This is a genomic window from Parashewanella tropica (genome assembly GCF_004358445.1).
In the GTDB taxonomy this organism is placed as follows: Bacteria; Pseudomonadota; Gammaproteobacteria; order Enterobacterales; family Shewanellaceae; genus Parashewanella; species Parashewanella tropica.
Genome location: NZ_CP037951.1, coordinates 1,497,892 through 1,517,310 on the forward strand (window position 1 = coordinate 1,497,892; position 19,419 = coordinate 1,517,310).

Annotated in this window: 18 protein-coding genes; 6 read left to right on the top strand and 12 right to left on the bottom strand. The window is 38.8% G+C overall.

The genetic code is table 11. The features are described from left to right. The first annotated feature begins 187 nt into the window (after positions 1-187). A complete protein-coding gene (locus E2H97_RS18780; RefSeq protein ID WP_133406365.1) occupies positions 188-2,140 on the top strand; it encodes a methyl-accepting chemotaxis protein in 1,953 nt (650 codons plus the stop codon). 24 nt (positions 2,141-2,164) lie between these two features. Here E2H97_RS18780 and E2H97_RS06400 read toward each other — a convergent pair whose 3' ends face one another. The 4 genes from E2H97_RS06400 to E2H97_RS06415 all read right to left on the bottom strand — a co-directional run bounded on the left by E2H97_RS06400 (position 2,165) and on the right by E2H97_RS06415 (position 8,430). Continuing rightward, the gene (locus E2H97_RS06400; protein WP_133406366.1) at positions 2,165-4,438 is read right to left on the bottom strand and encodes an aminotransferase class V-fold PLP-dependent enzyme; all 2,274 of its coding nucleotides are present in this window, start codon (positions 4,436-4,438) and stop codon (positions 2,165-2,167) included. Between the two features lie 207 nt (positions 4,439-4,645). Then, positions 4,646-5,614: a cysteine synthase A gene (cysK, locus tag E2H97_RS06405; protein WP_133406367.1), complete on the bottom strand. Its 969-nt coding sequence runs from the start codon at positions 5,612-5,614 to the stop codon at positions 4,646-4,648. 190 nt (positions 5,615-5,804) lie between these two features. Beyond that, a complete protein-coding gene (locus tag E2H97_RS06410) occupies positions 5,805-7,337 on the bottom strand; it encodes a hypothetical protein (protein ID WP_218938238.1) in 1,533 nt (510 codons plus the stop codon). Between the two features lie 244 nt (positions 7,338-7,581). Next, entirely contained in the window at positions 7,582-8,430 is an 849-nt protein-coding gene (locus tag E2H97_RS06415; protein WP_133406368.1) for a class I SAM-dependent methyltransferase, read from the bottom strand. A gap of 221 nt (positions 8,431-8,651) precedes the next feature. Here E2H97_RS06415 and E2H97_RS06420 point away from each other — a divergent pair, with 221 nt between their 5' ends. Together E2H97_RS06420 and E2H97_RS06425 are read left to right on the top strand one after the other, a co-directional pair. Then, positions 8,652-10,589 (top strand): DNA topoisomerase III, encoded by a 1,938-nt coding sequence (locus E2H97_RS06420; RefSeq protein ID WP_133406369.1) that lies wholly within the window; start codon positions 8,652-8,654, stop codon positions 10,587-10,589. Positions 10,590-10,660: 71 nt separating this feature from the next. After that, positions 10,661-11,308, top strand: a complete 648-nt coding sequence (locus E2H97_RS06425) for a class I SAM-dependent methyltransferase (RefSeq protein ID WP_133406370.1) — start codon at positions 10,661-10,663, stop codon at positions 11,306-11,308. Here the strand turns inward: E2H97_RS06425 and E2H97_RS06430 are convergent. From E2H97_RS06430 to E2H97_RS06450, 5 genes are all read right to left on the bottom strand, one after another. Then, positions 11,301-11,669, bottom strand: coding sequence for a hypothetical protein (locus tag E2H97_RS06430; RefSeq protein ID WP_133406371.1), 369 nt, complete (start codon positions 11,667-11,669; stop codon positions 11,301-11,303). The two genes, E2H97_RS06425 and E2H97_RS06430, sit on opposite strands and share 8 nt — an antisense overlap. Positions 11,670-11,877: 208 nt before the next feature. Next, complete coding sequence (locus E2H97_RS06435) at positions 11,878-12,183, bottom strand: hypothetical protein (protein ID WP_133406372.1); 306 nt, start codon at positions 12,181-12,183, stop codon at positions 11,878-11,880. Positions 12,184-12,340: 157 nt separating this feature from the next. Continuing rightward, positions 12,341-13,147 (bottom strand): exodeoxyribonuclease III, encoded by an 807-nt coding sequence (xthA, locus tag E2H97_RS06440; RefSeq protein ID WP_133406373.1) that lies wholly within the window; start codon positions 13,145-13,147, stop codon positions 12,341-12,343. Continuing rightward, on the bottom strand, positions 13,147-13,446 hold the full coding sequence (locus tag E2H97_RS06445; protein ID WP_133406374.1) for a YciI family protein: 300 nt from the start codon (positions 13,444-13,446) through the stop codon (positions 13,147-13,149). Before E2H97_RS06445 ends, xthA begins: the two co-directional genes overlap by 1 nt. Before the next feature lie 2 nt (positions 13,447-13,448). Then, on the bottom strand, positions 13,449-13,991 hold the full coding sequence (locus E2H97_RS06450; RefSeq protein WP_133406375.1) for a septation protein A: 543 nt from the start codon (positions 13,989-13,991) through the stop codon (positions 13,449-13,451). A gap of 377 nt (positions 13,992-14,368) precedes the next feature. Between E2H97_RS06450 and E2H97_RS06455 the strand changes: the two genes are divergently transcribed. Genes E2H97_RS06455 through E2H97_RS06465 form a run of 3 tightly spaced genes read left to right on the top strand, consistent with a single transcriptional unit; the run spans position 14,369 to position 15,952 of the window. Then, complete coding sequence (locus E2H97_RS06455; RefSeq protein ID WP_133406376.1) at positions 14,369-14,680, top strand: YqcC family protein; 312 nt, start codon at positions 14,369-14,371, stop codon at positions 14,678-14,680. Continuing rightward, a complete protein-coding gene (truC, locus tag E2H97_RS06460; protein WP_133406377.1) occupies positions 14,673-15,479 on the top strand; it encodes a tRNA pseudouridine(65) synthase TruC in 807 nt (268 codons plus the stop codon). The genes E2H97_RS06455 and truC overlap by 8 nt, the downstream gene beginning before the upstream one ends. A 23-nt stretch (positions 15,480-15,502) precedes the next feature. After that, positions 15,503-15,952 (top strand): flavodoxin, encoded by a 450-nt coding sequence (locus E2H97_RS06465; protein WP_133406378.1) that lies wholly within the window; start codon positions 15,503-15,505, stop codon positions 15,950-15,952. A gap of 38 nt (positions 15,953-15,990) precedes the next feature. Here E2H97_RS06465 and E2H97_RS06470 read toward each other — a convergent pair whose 3' ends face one another. The 3 genes from E2H97_RS06470 to E2H97_RS06480 form a co-directional block, all read right to left on the bottom strand. Next, positions 15,991-16,344 carry a DUF4870 family protein gene (locus E2H97_RS06470; RefSeq protein WP_133406379.1) on the bottom strand — a complete coding sequence of 118 codons (354 nt, stop codon included), beginning with the start codon at positions 16,342-16,344 and terminating at the stop codon, positions 15,991-15,993. Between the two features lie 16 nt (positions 16,345-16,360). Next, positions 16,361-16,816, bottom strand: a complete 456-nt coding sequence (locus tag E2H97_RS06475; RefSeq protein WP_133406380.1) for a membrane lipoprotein lipid attachment site-containing protein — start codon at positions 16,814-16,816, stop codon at positions 16,361-16,363. A 168-nt stretch (positions 16,817-16,984) separates the two neighbouring features. Next, on the bottom strand, positions 16,985-19,303 hold the full coding sequence (locus E2H97_RS06480; protein ID WP_133406381.1) for a carbohydrate binding family 9 domain-containing protein: 2,319 nt from the start codon (positions 19,301-19,303) through the stop codon (positions 16,985-16,987). Positions 19,304-19,419: the final 116 nt, after the last annotated feature.

A 19,419-nucleotide genomic window follows, 5' to 3' on the forward strand; every position in this document is an offset into this window, starting at 1 on the left:
TAATTTATATATCGTTTGGTTATATATGATTTCGAGAGTTTTTATCATTGCACTAATATTTTGTTAACCATTGCCGATATAAAGTGAAATAAGTTCCAGTTTTTAAAGGTCTTGTAACTGGTTTCCTTCTCTATTCGATGGAAGGGAATGCTCGAATAAGCGAAATAAAAATAGAGGTAATAGGTAGATGTCAGGATTACTGTCTTTAGGGATAAAGCTATTTAATCGGTTAGCGTTTAAAAAGAAGTTTATGTTGCTAGCCTCGGTAACCTTGTTACCTTTAATTTTTGGAGCCTATGGCTACATTCAATTTCAAACTGAAAATGTAAAAATAAGCGAGCGTAAGCTTGAAGCTAAACACATTATTGATCAGTTCAATGCATTTGCTTTTGAGATAATAGATATGAGACAGGGCGCAGTTAGCTATGCTGATTTGTCCGCTAAACTGGAATTTTGGTCAAATAATTCAGCTTCATTTCCAAGATCTTCAGCTCAATTTTCTGGATTACAGAGTTTATCTTTGTCTAAAGGTTTTACGCCAAAAGTGTTGGAGCAATTAGCGGATTTAACCAGTGAAGTGAAAGGGAGTGTTGCCGAAGAAAGTGGGCTGTCATTAGACTCTGATCCCGCAATCTATTATCTCACAGAGTTTTATCTAACTAAGCAACTTGTGGTCAGTGAATTTAGCTCAAGAAGCAGTACTCAAGCATTGAAAATTCTGGAAACGGGTAGATTTACCCCGCAAACCTACACTCAACTAGTGGCAACCAATAATCGCCTGAAAGAGTTGTTAATTCTATTTAAAAAGAGTGCGGACAGAGTCGAAGAATATTATTCAGATCAAGCAAGCTGGCAACAAAGTGTACGAAGTGTTGAAATCAATACAGAGAAGCTCATCGACACAATCAATCAAAAAATAATAGAGCCAGATAGTTTTGAGATTAGCTTGGCTCAATTTTCTAAATCAAGCAGAAATCAGCAGCAAGTTTTAACGCGTTTGACAGATGAAACTAAGCAATTATTAGAGATCCAATTGTCATCGAAATTACAGTCACAACAGCAACAAATGTATTGGGTTGTTGCAATGATATTAAGCGTTATTGCAATCAGTTTTTACTTTTTCTTCTCGGCATATTGTGCCATTAGTCAGAATGTTTCAGTCATCAAATCAATGACTGAACAAATGGCGTGTGGTGATTTGAGTAAAGACATAAAAATTGATGCTAAAGATGAGTTTTATCAAATCGCATTATCATTCAACAAAATGCTAGCCAGTATTCGAACCTTGATCCACGATGTTCAGCGGTTAAGTGACAATGTCGTGTCGGCAAGTCATGAGGTGAAATCAGAAACCTCAAGTGTGGAGTTCAGCTTAAACTCTCAGCAACAAAAAACTTATCAAGTGGTCACTGCTATTGATCAGCTTGTAACCTCGGTCAACGCTGTTGATGAAAATACCCAAGCTGCAACCCAAATTACGGTTGAAACTCAAAAAGACGTAGATCTCGGTCAGCAAGTGATCAAACAGACTGTGAGTGAAATCAATCAAATCGCCGAGGAAGTCAGCCAAGGTGCTGAAGTCATTAACCAATTAGCGGTTTATGCCAATGACATCGGCAAAGTGGTGGAGGTTATCCATGAAATTGCAGAGCAAACAAACCTACTGGCATTAAATGCCGCAATTGAGGCCGCTAGAGCAGGTGAGCAGGGGCGAGGGTTTGCAGTCGTGGCTGATGAAGTAAGAACACTTGCAAGCCGTACTGCAAGCTCAACCGATGAAATTAGAGGGATGATTGAACAAATCCAAAAATCAACCTCTAGAGCCGTTTCTGCAATGGAATCAGGGACTCTGAAGGCGAATAACGGCGTTAATCAAGCTCATGAGGTGAGTGAAACTATTACGAACTTAACTCAGCAGGTGTCTAGAGTTGTTGGCTTGATCCAGCAAGTGGCGGAAATTGTAACCGAACAGAGGGAAGCGACAGAGCAAGTTAATACCAGTACTCAAGTGATCAAGAACAACGCGAGTGAAGTGTTAATTGCGGCTCAAAAAGCTTCTATGGTCGGAGAACAATTAGAAGTAGATGCCAATGAGTTGGCGAAGCAAATCAGTGGTTTTACTATCTCCAGCACCATTTAAATAATGGGCTGGAGATAAGAGAGGTTATAACCCTAAGGCGTAACCTCCTTTTAAGTGTCCAATATTTTCAAATCCAAGTCGTCCAAGAGCTTGCGCTACAACTAAAGAGCGGGAGCCACTACGACATACAAGAACATAGTTGTCTTTTTTCTGACTTGAACACTCATCAATAAATTGAACCAGTCGAGTCATAGGTACGTTTAATTCGACATCGTCACTGTGCTGTAAAGCATATTCATGCGGCTCACGAATATCCACTAATCTAATATCTTGGTTTACTTTAAGTAATTGCGCCAAACTTTCTTTATCGTATTCTTTAATTTTTAAAGCAGTATCAACTTCAACATAAGCGCCACATTGAATTTCGCCACCTTGTTCATCATTTAAGTGAGCATCCAATTCAGCTTTTTGAATACAGAAAGCGCCTACATCAATATTTTTAGATAACACGGCATTAAGGAGTTGATTGCGACCTCTTTCTAGAGCAATTGTGGTGGTAAATTCGTTGTAATAGTCATGACTAGCACAAATTAAAGATTGTTCGCCAACCAGATTATTTAACAGTTGCAAACTCTCAAACATATCTGCTGCTGAACTGGTTTCAAAATTAGTTCGACCTAAGCTGCCCATCAGAATAGTATCGCCGCAGAATGCAAAGTGGCACAAGTTAGGCTGATATACAGAATCAAATGCATCAGTTAATAAGTAACTTACACTATCGCTTGTGTGACCTGCTGTAGCAACTTTGATTAATTTACGATTACCAATGTTGATACAAGGATAAGTTTGACCACAAACCTTAATGTCATTTGCTGAGTTTGGCCAGCCTAAATGACAAGTATCAGTGGACATATTTAGCGCTTTAATAATTTCAGTGCGTGAAGATTCATGATCGGCATGACCATGAGTATCTAAAACCGCAGTAAGCTTAAGTCCTTGGCAATGAACAATATTGACAATGCGATGTATGAGTTCGTGGACAGGGTCAATAATTACTGCGGTTTTGGTTTTTTTATCGGTAAATAACCAGCAACAATTATTGCCAGAACGGAGTTCAATTAAGCCATCTAATGGTGTTTCATTGATCTCAGAAGTATCAATTAGGCAGCTTTGTTTTAGTGCTTTTGCGGTAGAGAGGATTCGGTTGCAAGCTTGATCACATTCTTGTTGTGTAAACATTGGGCCAAATGACATTCGAATGGCTGATTCACTTTGCCAAGCAGGTAAGCCCATTGCGTCTAACACAAAGCTACGAGTGACTTTAGAAGAGCACGCGGAGCCAGAGCTAACGCGAATGTTCGCAGCATCAAACAAATCCATAATCTCTTTGCTGCTAAAGCCGGGAACTGCAAAGTTGATAGTTGTTGGCACCGTGTTTTCTAATGAGTGGTTTAAGACAACATCGCCAAAGGCTTTTTTGAGTGCTTTGATGATTTGCAGTCGATACTTTTCAAGTTGCTGGTGGCTAGAAAACTGGTATTCGCTATCGTTGTTTAAAATATCAAATATCGCTTTTAACGAAGCAATACCGGGTAAGTTTTCTGTTCCAGAGCGTTGACCGCTTTCTTGGCCGCCTCCTGCAATGAATGGCGTAAATGGTGCACTGGAACGAACATACATAAAACCGATGCCTTTCGGTGCATACAGCTTATGACCACTAAAAGGGGCGTAATCAATGCTGGTATTTTCGATATTTAAATCTCGCTTACCAAGCGCTTGCACACAATCCACCATCCAAAAAACTTGTGGATTGTGAGTTCTAATTGCGGTTTCTAGAGCGGATAAATCTTGATAAACCCCAGTTTCATTATTAACCGCCATGGTACAAATCATCAATGAATCTTCAGCATGCTCAGCGATGAAATTCAGATCTAGCTTGCCTAAGCTATCGACAGGTATGGCTTTCACTTGTGCGTGTATGCCAAGTAGCTCATTCCAATGATTTAGGGAATTCGGAACCGCTTTATGCTCAGTTGCGCCATAAAGAATGTAATATTGCTTATTTGGCTGGATTTTTTTCTTTGCTTCAACCAAAGCTGAAAGAATCGCAGTTTGGATCCCCTCAGTCGCACCACTGGTAAATATTAATTGGCCTTTTTCAATGTTTAATAGTTTTTTACCCGCTTGACGAGTTTTTTCCATAATATCTTTGGCGCGAATACCTGTGATATGAGAACTACTTGGATTACCAAAGGTTTGGGTCATGGTATTCATGACAGCCTGTGCTGCAGCAGGGTGTACTGGTGTAGTTGCATTTGAATCAAGATAAATGAGTGATAATTCTGAACTGCTAGTCATGTTACCTACCTTTAGTTAACCTTATTTCTTTTTGTTATATGTAAGTTCAAAAATAACAGGTTAAATAGCTAAATGCGATTACGTGATCAAAAATTCACTTTAGCTTGATTTGGTATAATAAAAATACTGACACAAAAAAAAGCCTAACTCATGTTAGGCTTTATATCTGTTCAGTATTAATTCAGAAATTAATCATGTAGATAGTCGTTATTGAACGTTTTCAGCGTCTCCAAATTCACCATGGAATAAAGGCGAAGATAAGTAACGCTCTGCAGAAGAAGGAAGCACGACTACAATGGTTTTATCTTTGTATTCGTCTTGCTCACTCAATTTTACAGCTACGCTTACCGCTGCTCCAGAAGAAATACCTACCAAAATCCCTTCTTCTTTCATTAAACGATGTGCCATTTCAATAGACTCTTCGTTTGTGACTGTTTCCACTTTATCTACCACTGATAAATCGAGGTTACCTGGGATAAATCCAGCACCAATTCCTTGTATTTTATGTGGACCCGGTTGAACATCATCACCTGCAAGTGTTTGTGTAATAACAGGAGAGTCAACAGGCTCTACGGCAACAGAAGTAATGGCTTTATTTTGGGTGTTTTTGATATAGCGACTTACGCCTGTGATGGTACCGCCTGTGCCTACACCTGCTACAAATACATCTATTTCACCATTAGTATCTTGCCAGATTTCTGGACCTGTGGTTTTTTCATGAATTTCAGGGTTAGCTGGGTTATCAAATTGCTGTAATAAAACGTAATGCTCAGGATTAGAGTTATAGATTTCAGTTGCTTTGTCTATTGCTCCTTTCATACCCTTTGGGCCTTCAGTTAGCACTAGATTTGCCCCCAGTGCTTTAAGGAGTTTCCTTCTTTCTAAACTCATGGTTTCAGGCATGGTCAAGGTGAGTTTATATCCTCGAGCTGCTGCTACATAGGCAAGAGCAATACCAGTGTTTCCAGAAGTTGGCTCTATTAACTCTTTACCTGCTGTTAAGGTTCCATCTTTCTCTGCTGCCCAAATCATGTTGGCGCCAATACGACATTTCACACTAAAACTAGGATTTCTAGATTCTATCTTTGCCAAAATGTTGCCATTACCAATTCGGTTTAAGCGAACGAGCGGACTGTTACCTATTGTTTGCGAGTTATCTTCGTATATATTAGCCATGATTATTCCGTTACCTGTTTGGGGAATATGAATACTAGAAGTATTTGAAGTAATTCATAAATTATAAATTCTTCTTCTATATAGCGATTAGTTATTAAAATTTGTTTTTTAATCTGAAAATGAAAAACCACTGTGAATACAGTGGCTTTTAGGGAAAATTGATAAGGTTTTTTAATTCAAGCTAATTTGGTCAGCTTTTTTCAATATCGTTATCGTTGGCTTTAGCTACTTCTTCACTGGCAGTTTCTTGCTGGTTAGCTTCGGCTTTAGTCGCTGATTTTTCCGAGGCTATTGCTTCTTCCCTTTCTCGTGCTTCAGATTGGGCAACATTACGCTTAAGAGCTATGCCATGAAGGTGCAAACCTGAAAGGGTAAGTGCGATACCAGTTATGGAACCAATGAAAGCTAAGGTACCAAACCACAATACACCAACGAGTGTTAAGGTTTCTTTCTTAATTTCTTTGTAGTGATCAACATTGTCTACATAAGAAGCCATTCGATATACCTGATTTGAAAGTGCCATAGTATTAGTCGCAACCTCTAACTGACGTATTTCAAACATTAGGGCAGAATTGTCTTGTTTGATCTTTTTGATCAGTTCCTTTTCATTGGCGAACTCTTGCTCTACTGCATCAGCTTTTGAATCTAAGGCTGAAATTTCATTATTTTGTGCTTTGTTTAATCTTGCTCGCTTATTTGCAAGGCTTCTATAGCTGGCATTGGCTGCTTGCTTATAGGCAGCTTCAACAGAGTTAACTTCGGCTTGCTTTTGGTTAATTAAATCGTCTTTTAGCTTAAGTAAATCAGCGTAATAGCCATCAAGAAATTCAACGGACTCTAAATTAGTCTTAGGCCCCTCACCAGTGATGGTTTTATCATTAATATTGCTTAACTGATTTTCAACATAACGAATTTTTTCATCATAGCGCTTTTCAACAGAACCAGAGGTTAAAAAGCTGGCATCATCCAATGCTTGCTTCTTTTCTTCTTTGAGAGAGTTTAATTGATCAAGCAAGCGACCTCGCTCTTTTTCAACTAAGCCAGTTGAGTTGTCAGCTCGTTCAATACTCTTTTTAAAACGCTCTTCTTTTTTCTCAGACAACTCTTTTAGTAGTGCTGATTTTTCAATTTTCAGAGCAATTAATTCTTCCCGTAATTTACCTAGCTGAGTTCTTAAAGCCGGAACATTTTTAGAAAGGCGCTGATTTTCGCGAACAACAGCGGTGTGACGTGCTTGATATTTAGTATTTACATCTGTCTTTTTGGTGTTGAGGTTTGTCATTTTCTCTTCGTATTCTTGAAGAGCAATTTGAATGTTTTCCTCGTTTCTTTGCATTTGGTTTTCAACCTTCGCAATCTCAATTTCATTCAAATTGATTTTTTGGTTGATGGATGCAAAGGCGCGCTCAAAACCACTAAGTAAGGTTTCAAAGGTGATAACACATAATAGTGCAATCATAACCAAATAGAGTGGGAAGGATTTTCTTGAATTCCAAAAACCAACGACAAATGGAATTTTTGTTAATTCAATCATTGATACCATTACGAAAGGTGCAGCAAGTATGAAGCCACTGGTGTAACTATCAATACTTAAAACCAAAGAAATGGAAATCGTGAGACCAATGAAGACAACGATGATTTCTACAAGCCAAGCAATTTTTCTTAAAAATTTACTGTACTTACTAAGCTCTTTTGTCTCGTTTTCTAGAATAACAGAACTCATACTACGCATCTGCTTACCACTCATTCAAATTAACGGGAGATTTAGTGCTGAAGTTTTCAACACACGAACTTAAATATAGACCATGAAAAAAAATGTGAAATTTTTTTAATTAAGATGTTGTGGCGCGGTTGAAAGTGTGGGGTAGCTTGGTTGTAAAAAGTGGCTTTTTACTATGAATTAATTAGAAAGTAACTGCTCGAAAAGTAAAAGAAAAGGGGGAGATTGTTTTCCCCCTATAAGAAAATTATTTCTTTGGTTTTATGAATTTCAATGTCATCCGATCACTTTCACCAATCGCTAGATACTTGTCTTTATTTTGCTCTTTAAATTTTAGGCTAGGTGGTAGTGTCCAAACACCAGCAGGATAATCTTTGGTGTCTTTGGGGTTGGCATTCACTTCGCTACTGGCGATGAGTTTAAAGCCGGTTTTTTCGGCTAAGTCTTTAACAAATTTTTCAGTAACATAGCCAGACTCGATCATTTCCTCTCGAGTTGTGTTTGGTTTCGCTCTATGTTCTACAACTCCCAAAATTCCACCTGGTTTTAAAGCTTTATAGGCGGCTGTAAACACTTGGACTTCATTATCATTAGCAATCCAGTTGTGAACATTACGGAAGGTTAATACGACGTCAGCACTCTCATCTGGCGCCATTACAGAATGAGCGGGTGGCATGAAATCAGTAACACTGATATAACCATAACGTTCAGGGTGATCCTTAAACTTCACGTCATACTTTGCACGGCTGGTTCGGTAATATTTTCGAGCTGAATCGGTAGGAAAGTGTGCCGCAATAAATTCGCCAGAACCTTTTAGAGCAGGAGCAAGAATATTGGAGTACCAACCGCCACCAGGCCAGATTTCAACAACGGTATCGCTAGGTTTGACTCCAAAGAAATCCAAGGTAGCTTTAGGGTGACGGTATTTGTCTCTGGCTTTTTCTTTGGCAGTGCGATATTGATCATCGTATTGTAGTGTCGTTGGCATTTGTTTCGCTTGCTTATGATCATCGTGGGCATAAGCTGAAACCGATACTCCGCTTAGGCCTAGCATTCCTGTCAGAATCACTGCTGCAAGTGTTGATTGTGATTTCATTATTTGTTCCTTAACCTAATTTAGTCGTGGCGATGATTGTTATAACGCAAACTTTAATCTTAAGCGACTAATTTTCAATCTTTTACTGTTACTTTTTATGACGGTTGGAGTAACCAAGAGTATAAATTTTTAAAGAAGACAATTGAGTTGGTTTTCTTACAGTTGCACATTAGGATTTAACTATTTATAGTTACTGTAAATTTATCCAGTGTCTTGTTTGAATGCTACTTTATATTGCCGAGAAACCGAGTTTGGGTCGAGCTATTGCCGATGTGTTACCTAAACCACATAAAAAACATGACGGTTATATTGAACTTGCCAATGGTGATTGTGTCTCTTGGTGCATTGGACATTTGCTAGAAACGGCTGAGCCAGATGCTTACGATGAAAAATATAAAAGTTGGAAATTAGAACATTTACCCATCATCCCTGAAAAGTGGCAGCTTAAACCTAAGCCTAAAACTCGCAAGCAATTAACGACACTAAGAAAGCTGGTTAAACAATCAACTCAAATTGTGAATGCGGGTGACCCAGATCGTGAAGGGCAGTTGCTGGTTGATGAAGTCATTTCTCATTTAGGTGTATCAGGAACCAAACTCAACCATGTTCAACGTTTATTGATCAGTGATTTAAATCCTGCTGCAGTAAAGCGTGCGTTAAACAATTTAAGAAGTAACCGTGAGTTTATTCCATTAGCAACATCAGCATTAGCCAGAAGTCGAGCTGATTGGTTATATGGTATTAATTTGACTCGTGCGTATACCATTCAGGGAAAAAAAGTGGGCTATGATGGGGTGTTGTCTGTAGGTCGAGTGCAAACCCCCTTACTTGGATTAGTCGTCAGGCGTGATGAGCAAATTCAACAATTTCAATCAAAGCCATTTTATGAAGTGTTAGCGCATTTATTGACAGAACAAAATGAAGGGTTTGTAGCTAAATGGCAACCAAGTGAAGCTTGTCAGCCTTATATGGATGAAGAAGGCAGGGTGTTGGCTAAAGGGTTGGCTGAAAATGTTGTGAACCGCATCGGTAACCAAGTAGCAGAAATTACCAAACTGGAAACAAAAGACAAAAAACAAAATCCGCCTTTAACTTATAACTTATCGAGTTTGCAAATTGATTGCGCTAAACGGTTTGCAATGTCGGCTCAAGATGTACTTTCTATCTGTCAGAGTTTATATGAAAAGCACAAGTTAATTACGTACCCAAGATCAGACAGTCGTTATCTTCCCAAAGAGCAATTACAACTGGCGCCCAAAGTTGTGGCAGCTGTAATTTCTAATGCTTCTGAGCTAGTTGCAAATATTCCTCAGCCTAATACAAGCTTAAAGTCAAAGGTGTGGAACGATAGTAAAGTCGATGCTCACCATGCCATTATCCCAACAGAAAAACGAGTTGATTTAACTAAGTTATCAGCGAATGAAAGCAAGGTGTATCAGCAAATAGCAAGGCAATACTTGGCACAATTTTATCCAGCATATTTATATCAAGAAACCCAAGTAGAAGTGACTATTGCTGGTGGTAAATTCAATTGTAAAAGTAAAACTGAAAAATCCTTAGGTTGGAAAAGTTTATTCAAGTCCTCAGCAAAAGAAAATTCACTAGATAAAACGGAAACCCAGTTACTTCCTCCTCTTGCTTTAGGCCAGAGATTGACTTGCTCGCATGGTGAGCTGCTTGAAAGACAAACTCAGCCTCCTAAACACTTTACCGATGCAACGTTATTATCGGCTATGACGGGTATTAACCGTTTTGTAAAAGACCCTGAAATTAAAAAAGTACTAAAAGAAACCGATGGTTTGGGAACTGAGGCCACACGTGCGGGCATTATTGAATTATTGTTTAAGCGTGGTTTTCTGAAAAGACAGGGGAAATCCATTCTTGCAACTGAAGCTGGAACAGGACTGATAAAAAGCTTACCTGATAACGTAAGCCAACCTGATATGACTGCGTTGTGGGAGTCCAGCTTGGAAGCAATAAGTCGTAAAGAAACGCGCTATCAAGATTTTATGCTTCCGATGCAACAGCAATTACATCAGCTGATTGAAATTGCGAGTCAGCAATTACCTACAGCACTTCAAGGGATCAAATCAACACAAAGTAAAAAGCGTTTTTACAGAAAGAAAAACACTCCTCGAAAAGCAAAAAGATCAAGTTAACAACAATTGATATTGTATGAAGGCATACACCTTGGTATAAAAACGCCTTTTCAGAATCCTGATGGGACGAAATGACATTAATGGATAAGTATCAAACCTCAGTGGCCACATTTAATAAACTGGCTAAGCAATATCAAGATAAATACATGGATTTTGAACATTACTTTGATACTTATGATGCCATTTGTGATTTAGTCACAACCCCAAATGCAAAAATTTTAGATATTGGCTGTGGTCCTGCCAATATTTCAAGTTATTTACTAAAGAAGCGTCCAGACTATCAAATTCATGGCACTGACTTATCATCTGCCATGATTGAACTCGCAACAGGAAATGTTGAAAACGGGAGTTTTGAAGTTCTTGATTCTCGTGAAATCAGCAAAATTGATCAAAAGTTTGATGCGATTATTTGTGGCTTTAATGCGCCGTATTTAGATGAAGAAGATGTTGCTAAATTAATTTCAGATATCTCAGGTTTACTTAATCCTAATGGTATTTTGTACTTTAGCACTATGGAAGGCAGTTCTTTTGATAATGGCTACCAAACATCTTCAACTGGAGATCAAGTTTATATACACTATCATTCTTATCCGTTTTGCTTCGCTCAGCTTCAATCCAATGGATTGGAACTGATTGAAGTGAAGCGAAAAATGATGCCTCCTCAAGCAAATCAGTTACAAGCAATAGATATGTTTCTATATGCAAGAAAGGTTAGTTAGATTTCTCGTTTTCGAGAGGAGTTGGCTTAGTTTCTGTGCTTGCATTTGAGGGGGCAGGCTCAGTTTGATTATGAAAGTGCTCTACTGATTTAGGTGTATCGGCATGTCTTGCACCTTCAAATGCTGTTCCTGAGACAATAGCAGCAGCTAAGCCACCAGCCCAACACAATGGGTTTTTTGCCATACAACAGCAAAAAAGGGCGGTAATTCCTGTTCCAACGCCAATACTGAAGAGCTTAGGCTGCTTAATTTTATAGCCACACAATTCTTCATACTCTTCTTTATCATTTCTTTGCATTTGTTCGGGTTGTGGGGCCTGTATGTCGGTTGCACTTCCCGTTACTGCAGCAGATGCAGACATAATCTTTACACTTTTTTTGATTTCGCTTAGTTGAGTGTAACGCAGGGATAGTTAACTTAAGGTGAATATAGGATGAATTATGAAGCGAACTTGCCTTTGAAAGTACAATTAGGATGATGGAGGGATTAATCAGGTTCATGTGCGCTTAGGAAAGTTACCTTATTCCTCGGTTGTTAATTGTTTTCCACTTAACCGTAGCGACTGACACCTATGACTCTAACTTATTATGAAAACGATACATTTTTTGCTCTTTCGGCGCCGACTCCCGAGTCGAAGCTGCACAAGCAACACAAGAGGTAATGGCTGCGCCTGTTCCCATTACCAAACAACAAGGAATATGACAGAAAAAGCAGCAAATCGTAGAGCCTATACAAAAGCCAATTCCAGTATAAAAATACTCCGGACGTTTAACTTCATAACCACAAATTTTACAGCGCCGCTTGGTATTGGAAGTTTGTTCGCTAATTACTATTTGAGTTTTAGTAACTTCTGCATTTGCTTCAACTAAAGACATAACATAGATACTGTTTATAACGGGCTAGCGCCAAGAAACCCTACCATAGAGTTATTGAATTTAAGTTGAATAAAGCGTGAATTTGCCCCTGAATGGCTAGAGGGTGTTCCCAATCAAAAATCTAATTGGAACGCTCTCTCGCAGGGGCGAAATGTAATTATTTAAAAGTACTCCAAATTGGTGCATGATCAGATGGTTTTTCGATACCTCTTAGTTCGTAATCGACATCTGACTCAACCAATCTTTCAGCTAGTGATGGAGTAGCCAAAACTACATCAATTCGTAAGCCACGATTATCAACAAAGCCTTTACTTCGATAATCAAACCACGAATAACGACCTTCACGAGTTGGATGCAGCTGGCGGAAAGTATCAATCAGCCCCCAATCAAGCAAAGTTTGTAGCCATTCACGTTCTTCAGGTTGGAAGCTGCATTTCCCTGTTTTTAACCAACGCTTGGCATTCACATCACCAATACCAATGTCTAAATCAATCGGAGAAATATTAATATCACCAATTATCGCGATGTCTTCATCATTTGAATGATGCTCATTAAGGTAAGTCATCAGATCTTTATAGAATTTACGTTTCGCTGGGAACTTGGTTTCGTGCTCAATGTTTTCCCCTTGAGGAAAGTAACCATTAAGAACGGTAAGAGTGCGACCGTTATCTTGTTCAAACTTGCCGATGATCATTCGACGCTGTGCGTCTTCTTCATCAGTAGGGAAGCCTTTTTGAACGTGAATAGGCGCTTTTTTCGAAAGCATTGCAACGCCATAGTGCGCTTTACCACCGTGGTAATGCACTTGGTAACCCATGGCCTCAACCGCTTCTAATGGGAAAGCTTCATCATGTACTTTAGTTTCTTGAAGACCAATGATATCTGGCTGCTGAGTATCAATCAGTGCTTGTAGTTGGTGAAGTCTGGCTCTCAGTCCGTTGATATTGAAAGATACGATTTTCATTAAGGCAATACTCGCTTAAAAGGTTTAACGGTAACGTGTTGATATACACCTGCGGCAACATAAGGATCAGCATCCGCCCACGCCTGAGCGTCTTCTAAAGATGCAAACTCAGCAACGACTAACGAGCCAGTAAAGCCTGCTTCGCCCGGTTCTTCATTATCAATCGCTGGATGAGGGCCTGCAATCATCAACCGACCTTCTGCTGAAAGTTGCTTTAAACGTTCAATATGTCCAGCACGAGCCGATTTTCTTAACTCAAGGCTATTTTCAACATCTTGAGATGAAATCATGTACCACATAATTATTCCTTATCTTTTTCTTCTTGTGGGAGGTGAGGGTAAAGGTAAGCAATCGTACCCACAAGGTTGATAATACTTAGAATGGTTAAACCAAAGACTTTAAAGTTGACCCAAGTTTCAAGTGAAAAATTGTACGCAATATAGATATTTATGGCTGCACATACAGCAAAAAAGGCAGCCCAATAAAAGGTTAAGTTACGCCAAATTTTTTCAGGTGCTTCGATTTCTTTACCTAGCATAGACTTGATGACAGAGCGATTCATCAGTTGGCTGCCGATTAATAGGCCAGCGAATAGCATGTAGATGAGAGTCACTTTCCATTTAATAAAATTATCGTCGTGGAAAACGATGGTCAGGGTGCCGAAAATCGCCACCATCGCAAAAGTGACCAGTAGCATCTTTTCTATTTTTTTATAAAGAAGGTAAGTGACGATAAGCTGGATAAGTGTTGCAGCGATTAAAGCGCCAGTTGCGACATAAATATCAAAAAATTTATAAACCAAGAAAAAAATGATTAGAGGTAAAAATTCGAGTATTTGTTTCATGCTGAGTTAAATGAAATGAACAATGGCAAAGAGTGTAACATGGTGACTATGCTCGTGATACCTGAAGATGTAGGATTTCAGCGAGAATTAATTGCCAGTTAGGCAAGGCACTTAGTAGAAGGAATAGTAGTCTATTTCAAGGCTAAGTAACGAAGCCTTGGTGGCAATTAAACTCGCACAGGTAGGCTTCAGCATTGATTTTTCTTTGTTGTCAAAGTTTAAATTAGTACACTATTTTTTCACCCTTTAGCGTCTTGAGTCATAAAAATGCTGAAAGCCCTGAAAGTTGTATCTTCAGGTATCACGAGTATTGAGCCCTAACAACGGTTGCCATTTTAGATTAAAATGTCGTTTAAGTTTTGCTAATTACACCTTTAATGACTCAATCAATCCAACAAAATCTGAATTTAATAGAACATCATCTTAAGCAGTATGATTTGTGGTCAGTACAAACTCCATCGAGTGAACAGCTTAGTAGCACAACACCTTTTGCTTATGATGTGATGCCATTTGAACAATGGCTACAATTTATATTTATTCCTAAAATTCAATTCTTAATTGACTCAGAACAAGCGCTACCAAGTTCAATGTCGATCTCTCCTATGGCAGAACATGTTTGGGGACAACAGACACAACTGCAACCATTAATTGAATTGTTAAAAGCAACGGATAAGTTATTCAATGACTGATGTTATACACTTTGAAGAAGTGGAATTAGAAGAAACTCCACCACATATTGAGATCTTATTTGAAGATGAACATTTAGTGGCTATTCACAAACCAGCAGGACTGCTTGTACATCGAACTTACTTGTCTAGAAAAGAGAAGTTCTTTGCGATGCAAATGACACGAGATCTTGTAGGTTGTCATGTATTTCCTGTTCATCGCTTGGATCGACCGACCTCAGGCGTTTTATTGTTTGCAAAAAGCAGTGAAGTCGCAAATAAACTTTGCAAACAGTTTGAAGAGCACAGTATTGAAAAGTACTACCTTGCATTAGTTCGAGGTCATGTAAACCAAGCTGATCGAATGGATTATGCGTTAAAAGAAGAGCTTGATGATATTGCGGATAAATTTGCCGACAAAGACAAAGAAGCGCAATCAGCGGTAACTGATTACTGGCCAATGTTAAATGCTGAAATTCCCTATCAATCTGGACGTTATCCTACCAGTCGTTATGCTTTGATCAAAATGCAACCTCATACGGGACGTAAACACCAGCTTCGCCGTCATATGGCGCATTTTCGCCATCCAATCTTAGGTGATACAACACATGGCGATGGCAAGCAGAATAAATTCTTTAGAGAGTTTTCTAAGGTAAACCGTTTGTGGTTGATTGCGAAAAAGTTGGTATTCACTCATCCTGTTTCCAATGAAAGAATTGAAATAGAAGCTGAACTAGAAAGTGAATGGTTACAAGTTTTTGCACAACTTGGCTGGCATGATGAAGCCTTGTTAACCGAACCTAAAATGGATATTGTAGGGTAAATTCATTACTTGAGGAGCACATAGTGAAAAAGGTCAACATCTTATTTGGAACCGTATACGGAAGTGCACAATATGTGGCTGAAACTCTCGCCGCTGAATTGCAAGAACAAGGCTATCAAGCAAATTTATTGGCGCCAGATGAAAATGTTGATTTTGTTCCTCCTGAAAATGAATTGCTTTTAGTAGTTACTTCAACGACAGGGCAGGGTGATCTCCCTGATAATATACTCCCTTGGTTTGAATCTATTCGTTCGACCGCGCCTTACTTACCGAATTTAAAATATGGTTTGATTGGTTTAGGAGACTCAAGCTACGAGACTTACTGCGGTGCGATTAAGCAAGTCGATGCATTACTAGAAGAATTAGGTGCGAAAGCTGTTGTAGAACGAATCGAAATTGATGCAATTGAAACGATGGAGCCGGAAATTGAGGCTCAAGAATGGTTGAAAGGGTTTATCAATGCAACAGGCTAGCGCTTGCTAGCCTATGGTTTATAAGGGGCGCTGGTTTCTTATCCTCTGAAAGACTTGTTTGAGGTAAGATTGACTGCGCCTTTTACAAGTCGATAAATAGTCCAAATAAATACCGCGAGTAAAATAAACCAACCGATAACAAAAAATACCGTGATAACACCGATTACAGTGAACACTAGGCCCCAAATAAATACTGAGATAATGTTTGAGTAGTGGTCGGCAAAGATACTATTTTGAGCATCCGATTTTTTAATTAGCGCCCATACAAACCCTACAAACCAAAATATTCCTGTAAATAAACCGATCCCCATGAAAATATAGGCAATAAGCGCATTTTGCTTAGCGGCTGAATCGTAAGAGGATAATGGGGTGTTTGGGTCAATCGTTGACATAGTAGGCTCCTTGGTTCTATTCGTTTGTTTTAGTCGTTTGTGCTTCTAAGTTTTCTGGTTCTTTTACTTCTTGGGCTGTTTCTTCAAATTGCTCATAACCTTGACCTACAACAGGCTCAAAGTTGATTGGGTTTATTCGAATAATGTGTTCAATTCTAAAGGCTAAATCTCCAGTATTCTCTTTATCTTTATAGGCCTCAATGAGATCGTCATTATTCCAGTATTTCACTTTCTCTAACAAAATGAATCCTGTTGGAGTGTCATTGTTTGATATTTTTTGAAAAGCTTGCTTGCTGATTTCAGCATAATAAAAATAAGGTTGGTTTTTTCCTTTGGTCTGGGGAACGCTAAATTCAATATAAGCCCACATTTTTTCAGAAGCACTTGCAGCTTGAATTGATTTTACTTCGCTCTCAAAGTTGCAAGCGGTTACTAAGAATAAAGTACATAAAGCAATGATTAGCTTTTTCATTAAACTTCCTTTTTAAATATTTTTAAAAGCTATAAAAGAGGTGGATGTATACTCGTGATACTTGAAGATGCAACTTTCAGGGCTTATTCAGGTATCACGAGTATAAGTTAAGGGATAGTCTTTGAAATATCAATAAAAAAGAGAGCCGAAGCTCTCTTAGTAAAGGCATTACATTACAAAGGCATAGCTGATCTTCATAAATAAACGGCGGTCGGTTTGAAGTAACGAATCAACATCATCATTAGCGATGTGGCCATCGGAATAACCTAGATAGAATACGCTCAAAGGATTGAGTTTATATCCATATAATACTTCATTGTTGATGTTACTGAATTTAGCATGACGCTCAGAATATTTGTACAAATTTGGGTCGCGTTTAATGTGCTTGTATATGCTTGATACTCTTAAGAAGCTTTCAACGGTAAATTGCCAGTTTAAGCGGAAATCAAGCAAGTTTGCAGTAAATAAGCGACCGCCCTCTACGTTAAAGCGTGTGTTTTCATATTCAACATCAATAGAAAGCCTGTCAGTAATGTCCCAAGCAAAATCAGGGTTCAATCGTAATTTTTTACCAAGTTGATTGTTAGCATAATCGATTTCTTTTTCATACATGAGGGTCAAGCCTAAAGTCATGTCTGAATTAGGATCAAATTGACCTCTAAAGAACAAATCGGTTTCATCGAAATAGTCGGTATTACCTTTAATTTTTAAGGTAGAATTATTCTTACGTAAACCAACAGCTGTGCGGGAAACAACACCGAACTTCAAACGACTTTGGAAGTCACCGTCAAAGTCGATGAAAGCTTGGGATTCACGTTCTAGCAATTCACCACTTTCTGAGTGAGTGATATCCCAATCACCGTGAAGACGAATGGTATGGAAGAAGTTATCGTCTAAGAACCACTTATAGTCACCACCCACAACCAATTTATTATAATCAGCACGGGTCATAAAACCGAGATCGGCGCGAAAGTCATCACTGATATTTTCGTATATCGCGAAAGCAGACCAATTTCGTCGGTTGTGGTTATAGCTGAATCGATAAAAGTTACCAGTGAAGTTTCCGTCAATTGAAGAGCGAAGATGAGCTTCACAGCTATCAAAGCCATTAAACACTTCGCTTTTGTTACATCTGAAACGTTCTCTTAAATTTGTTGGGTATTGAGTCTGCGATCCAGCAAATTGTATTTTAAAGGTGTCTTTTTCTGTAGGTTGGTACTTAACGTCACCACTTAAAAGATAGTTATGATATTCCTCTGAATCTTTAATCGTGAGCAAGGTTCCGATCGATAGGTTTTCAGATACATCGTAGCGATAACGACCCGCGATATTCATGCTGTCTTCATTTAATGAAACGACTTTACTTCCCAAGTTTCCTGGGACAATAAAATTAGTAACGCTGTCTTGGGCAACCAGAAGTCCAGCTGTGTGTTGGTCTACTTTACTGGTTAGTTTCACACCATAATCTGGCGCAGCGATATTTCGAGTATGTAAGAAGTTTTTTTGAGTATCAAAATAGTCTTTATTATCTAAAAAGAATGGGCGCTTTTCATTCACGAATAAAGTGAAAGTGGTGTTTATGTTTAGCTGTCCAGCATCCGCTTCAACTTGGGAAAAGTCCGGATTAATCGTGGCGTTTAACAGTGTGGATGGCGTAATTGCCCAACGAATATCCGTTCCAATCTCTATATCGTTACTATTTTGCCAATCTGTTTTGGGATGTGCGTTACGCTCTTGAAAACGGGCACCAACCAACGATGGAGTGATTTGTAATCCACTGCTTTGTTTAGCATTGGTTAGCCCTTCTGCTACACCTAATTGACATAGAAGGCAGCTATTGTTTCGGTCTTGAGGTAAAGACGATAAACGGTGATTGTTGTCTCTTGGATAGTAACGAACAAACTCAAATCCCCATTGTTGTTTATCAAGACTATCATCAAAGTTAAACAGAGAAAGTGGCAATTCGATTTCTACACGATAACCATCTTCAACTTGCGTTGCAGCGCTATACCAAATGCCATCCCAAGCATCACTTTCTTGTCCCGTTAACTCATTTTCAATCGAGTCACTTTGTGCGCCATAAGGGTTCACAAAAAAGTTATAGGCAAGGCGTGAGTCGTTGAAAGTATCGAATTTTAAGCCAACAAGATCGTCACCAAATATTTTGTCACGAGCACGAACGTTAGCGCGAATTTCAGAAGGGTTATGATCTCGTGCAATAAAAGAAACAAAAATTGAAGTATCAGTAGCAAAAATACGGGCTTCAGTCTCTACAGGGGCAGGCTGGTTTTCAGCAGGGCGAACTTCATAATTAAGCGTTGTAACGGCTGCTTGTTGCCATTGTGATTCATCTAATACACCATCAATTTTGGCTGGTGATGATAACGTAGGGATAACAAGATGAGCATTATTTTTATCACCTGCAATCGCAAAATTTGAAATGCATGCAGATAATGCCGTAAGCCCTGCAAGAAGACGGTTATTCAAAGTTTTGTGCCTTTGTAAATGTTATTTTATTTGATTGTGAATTTTACACTGTTTGTGATGGGGATCTATTGGCAAGGGAATTATGTATTAGGTTAATTGTTACAAAGTTTGTATTG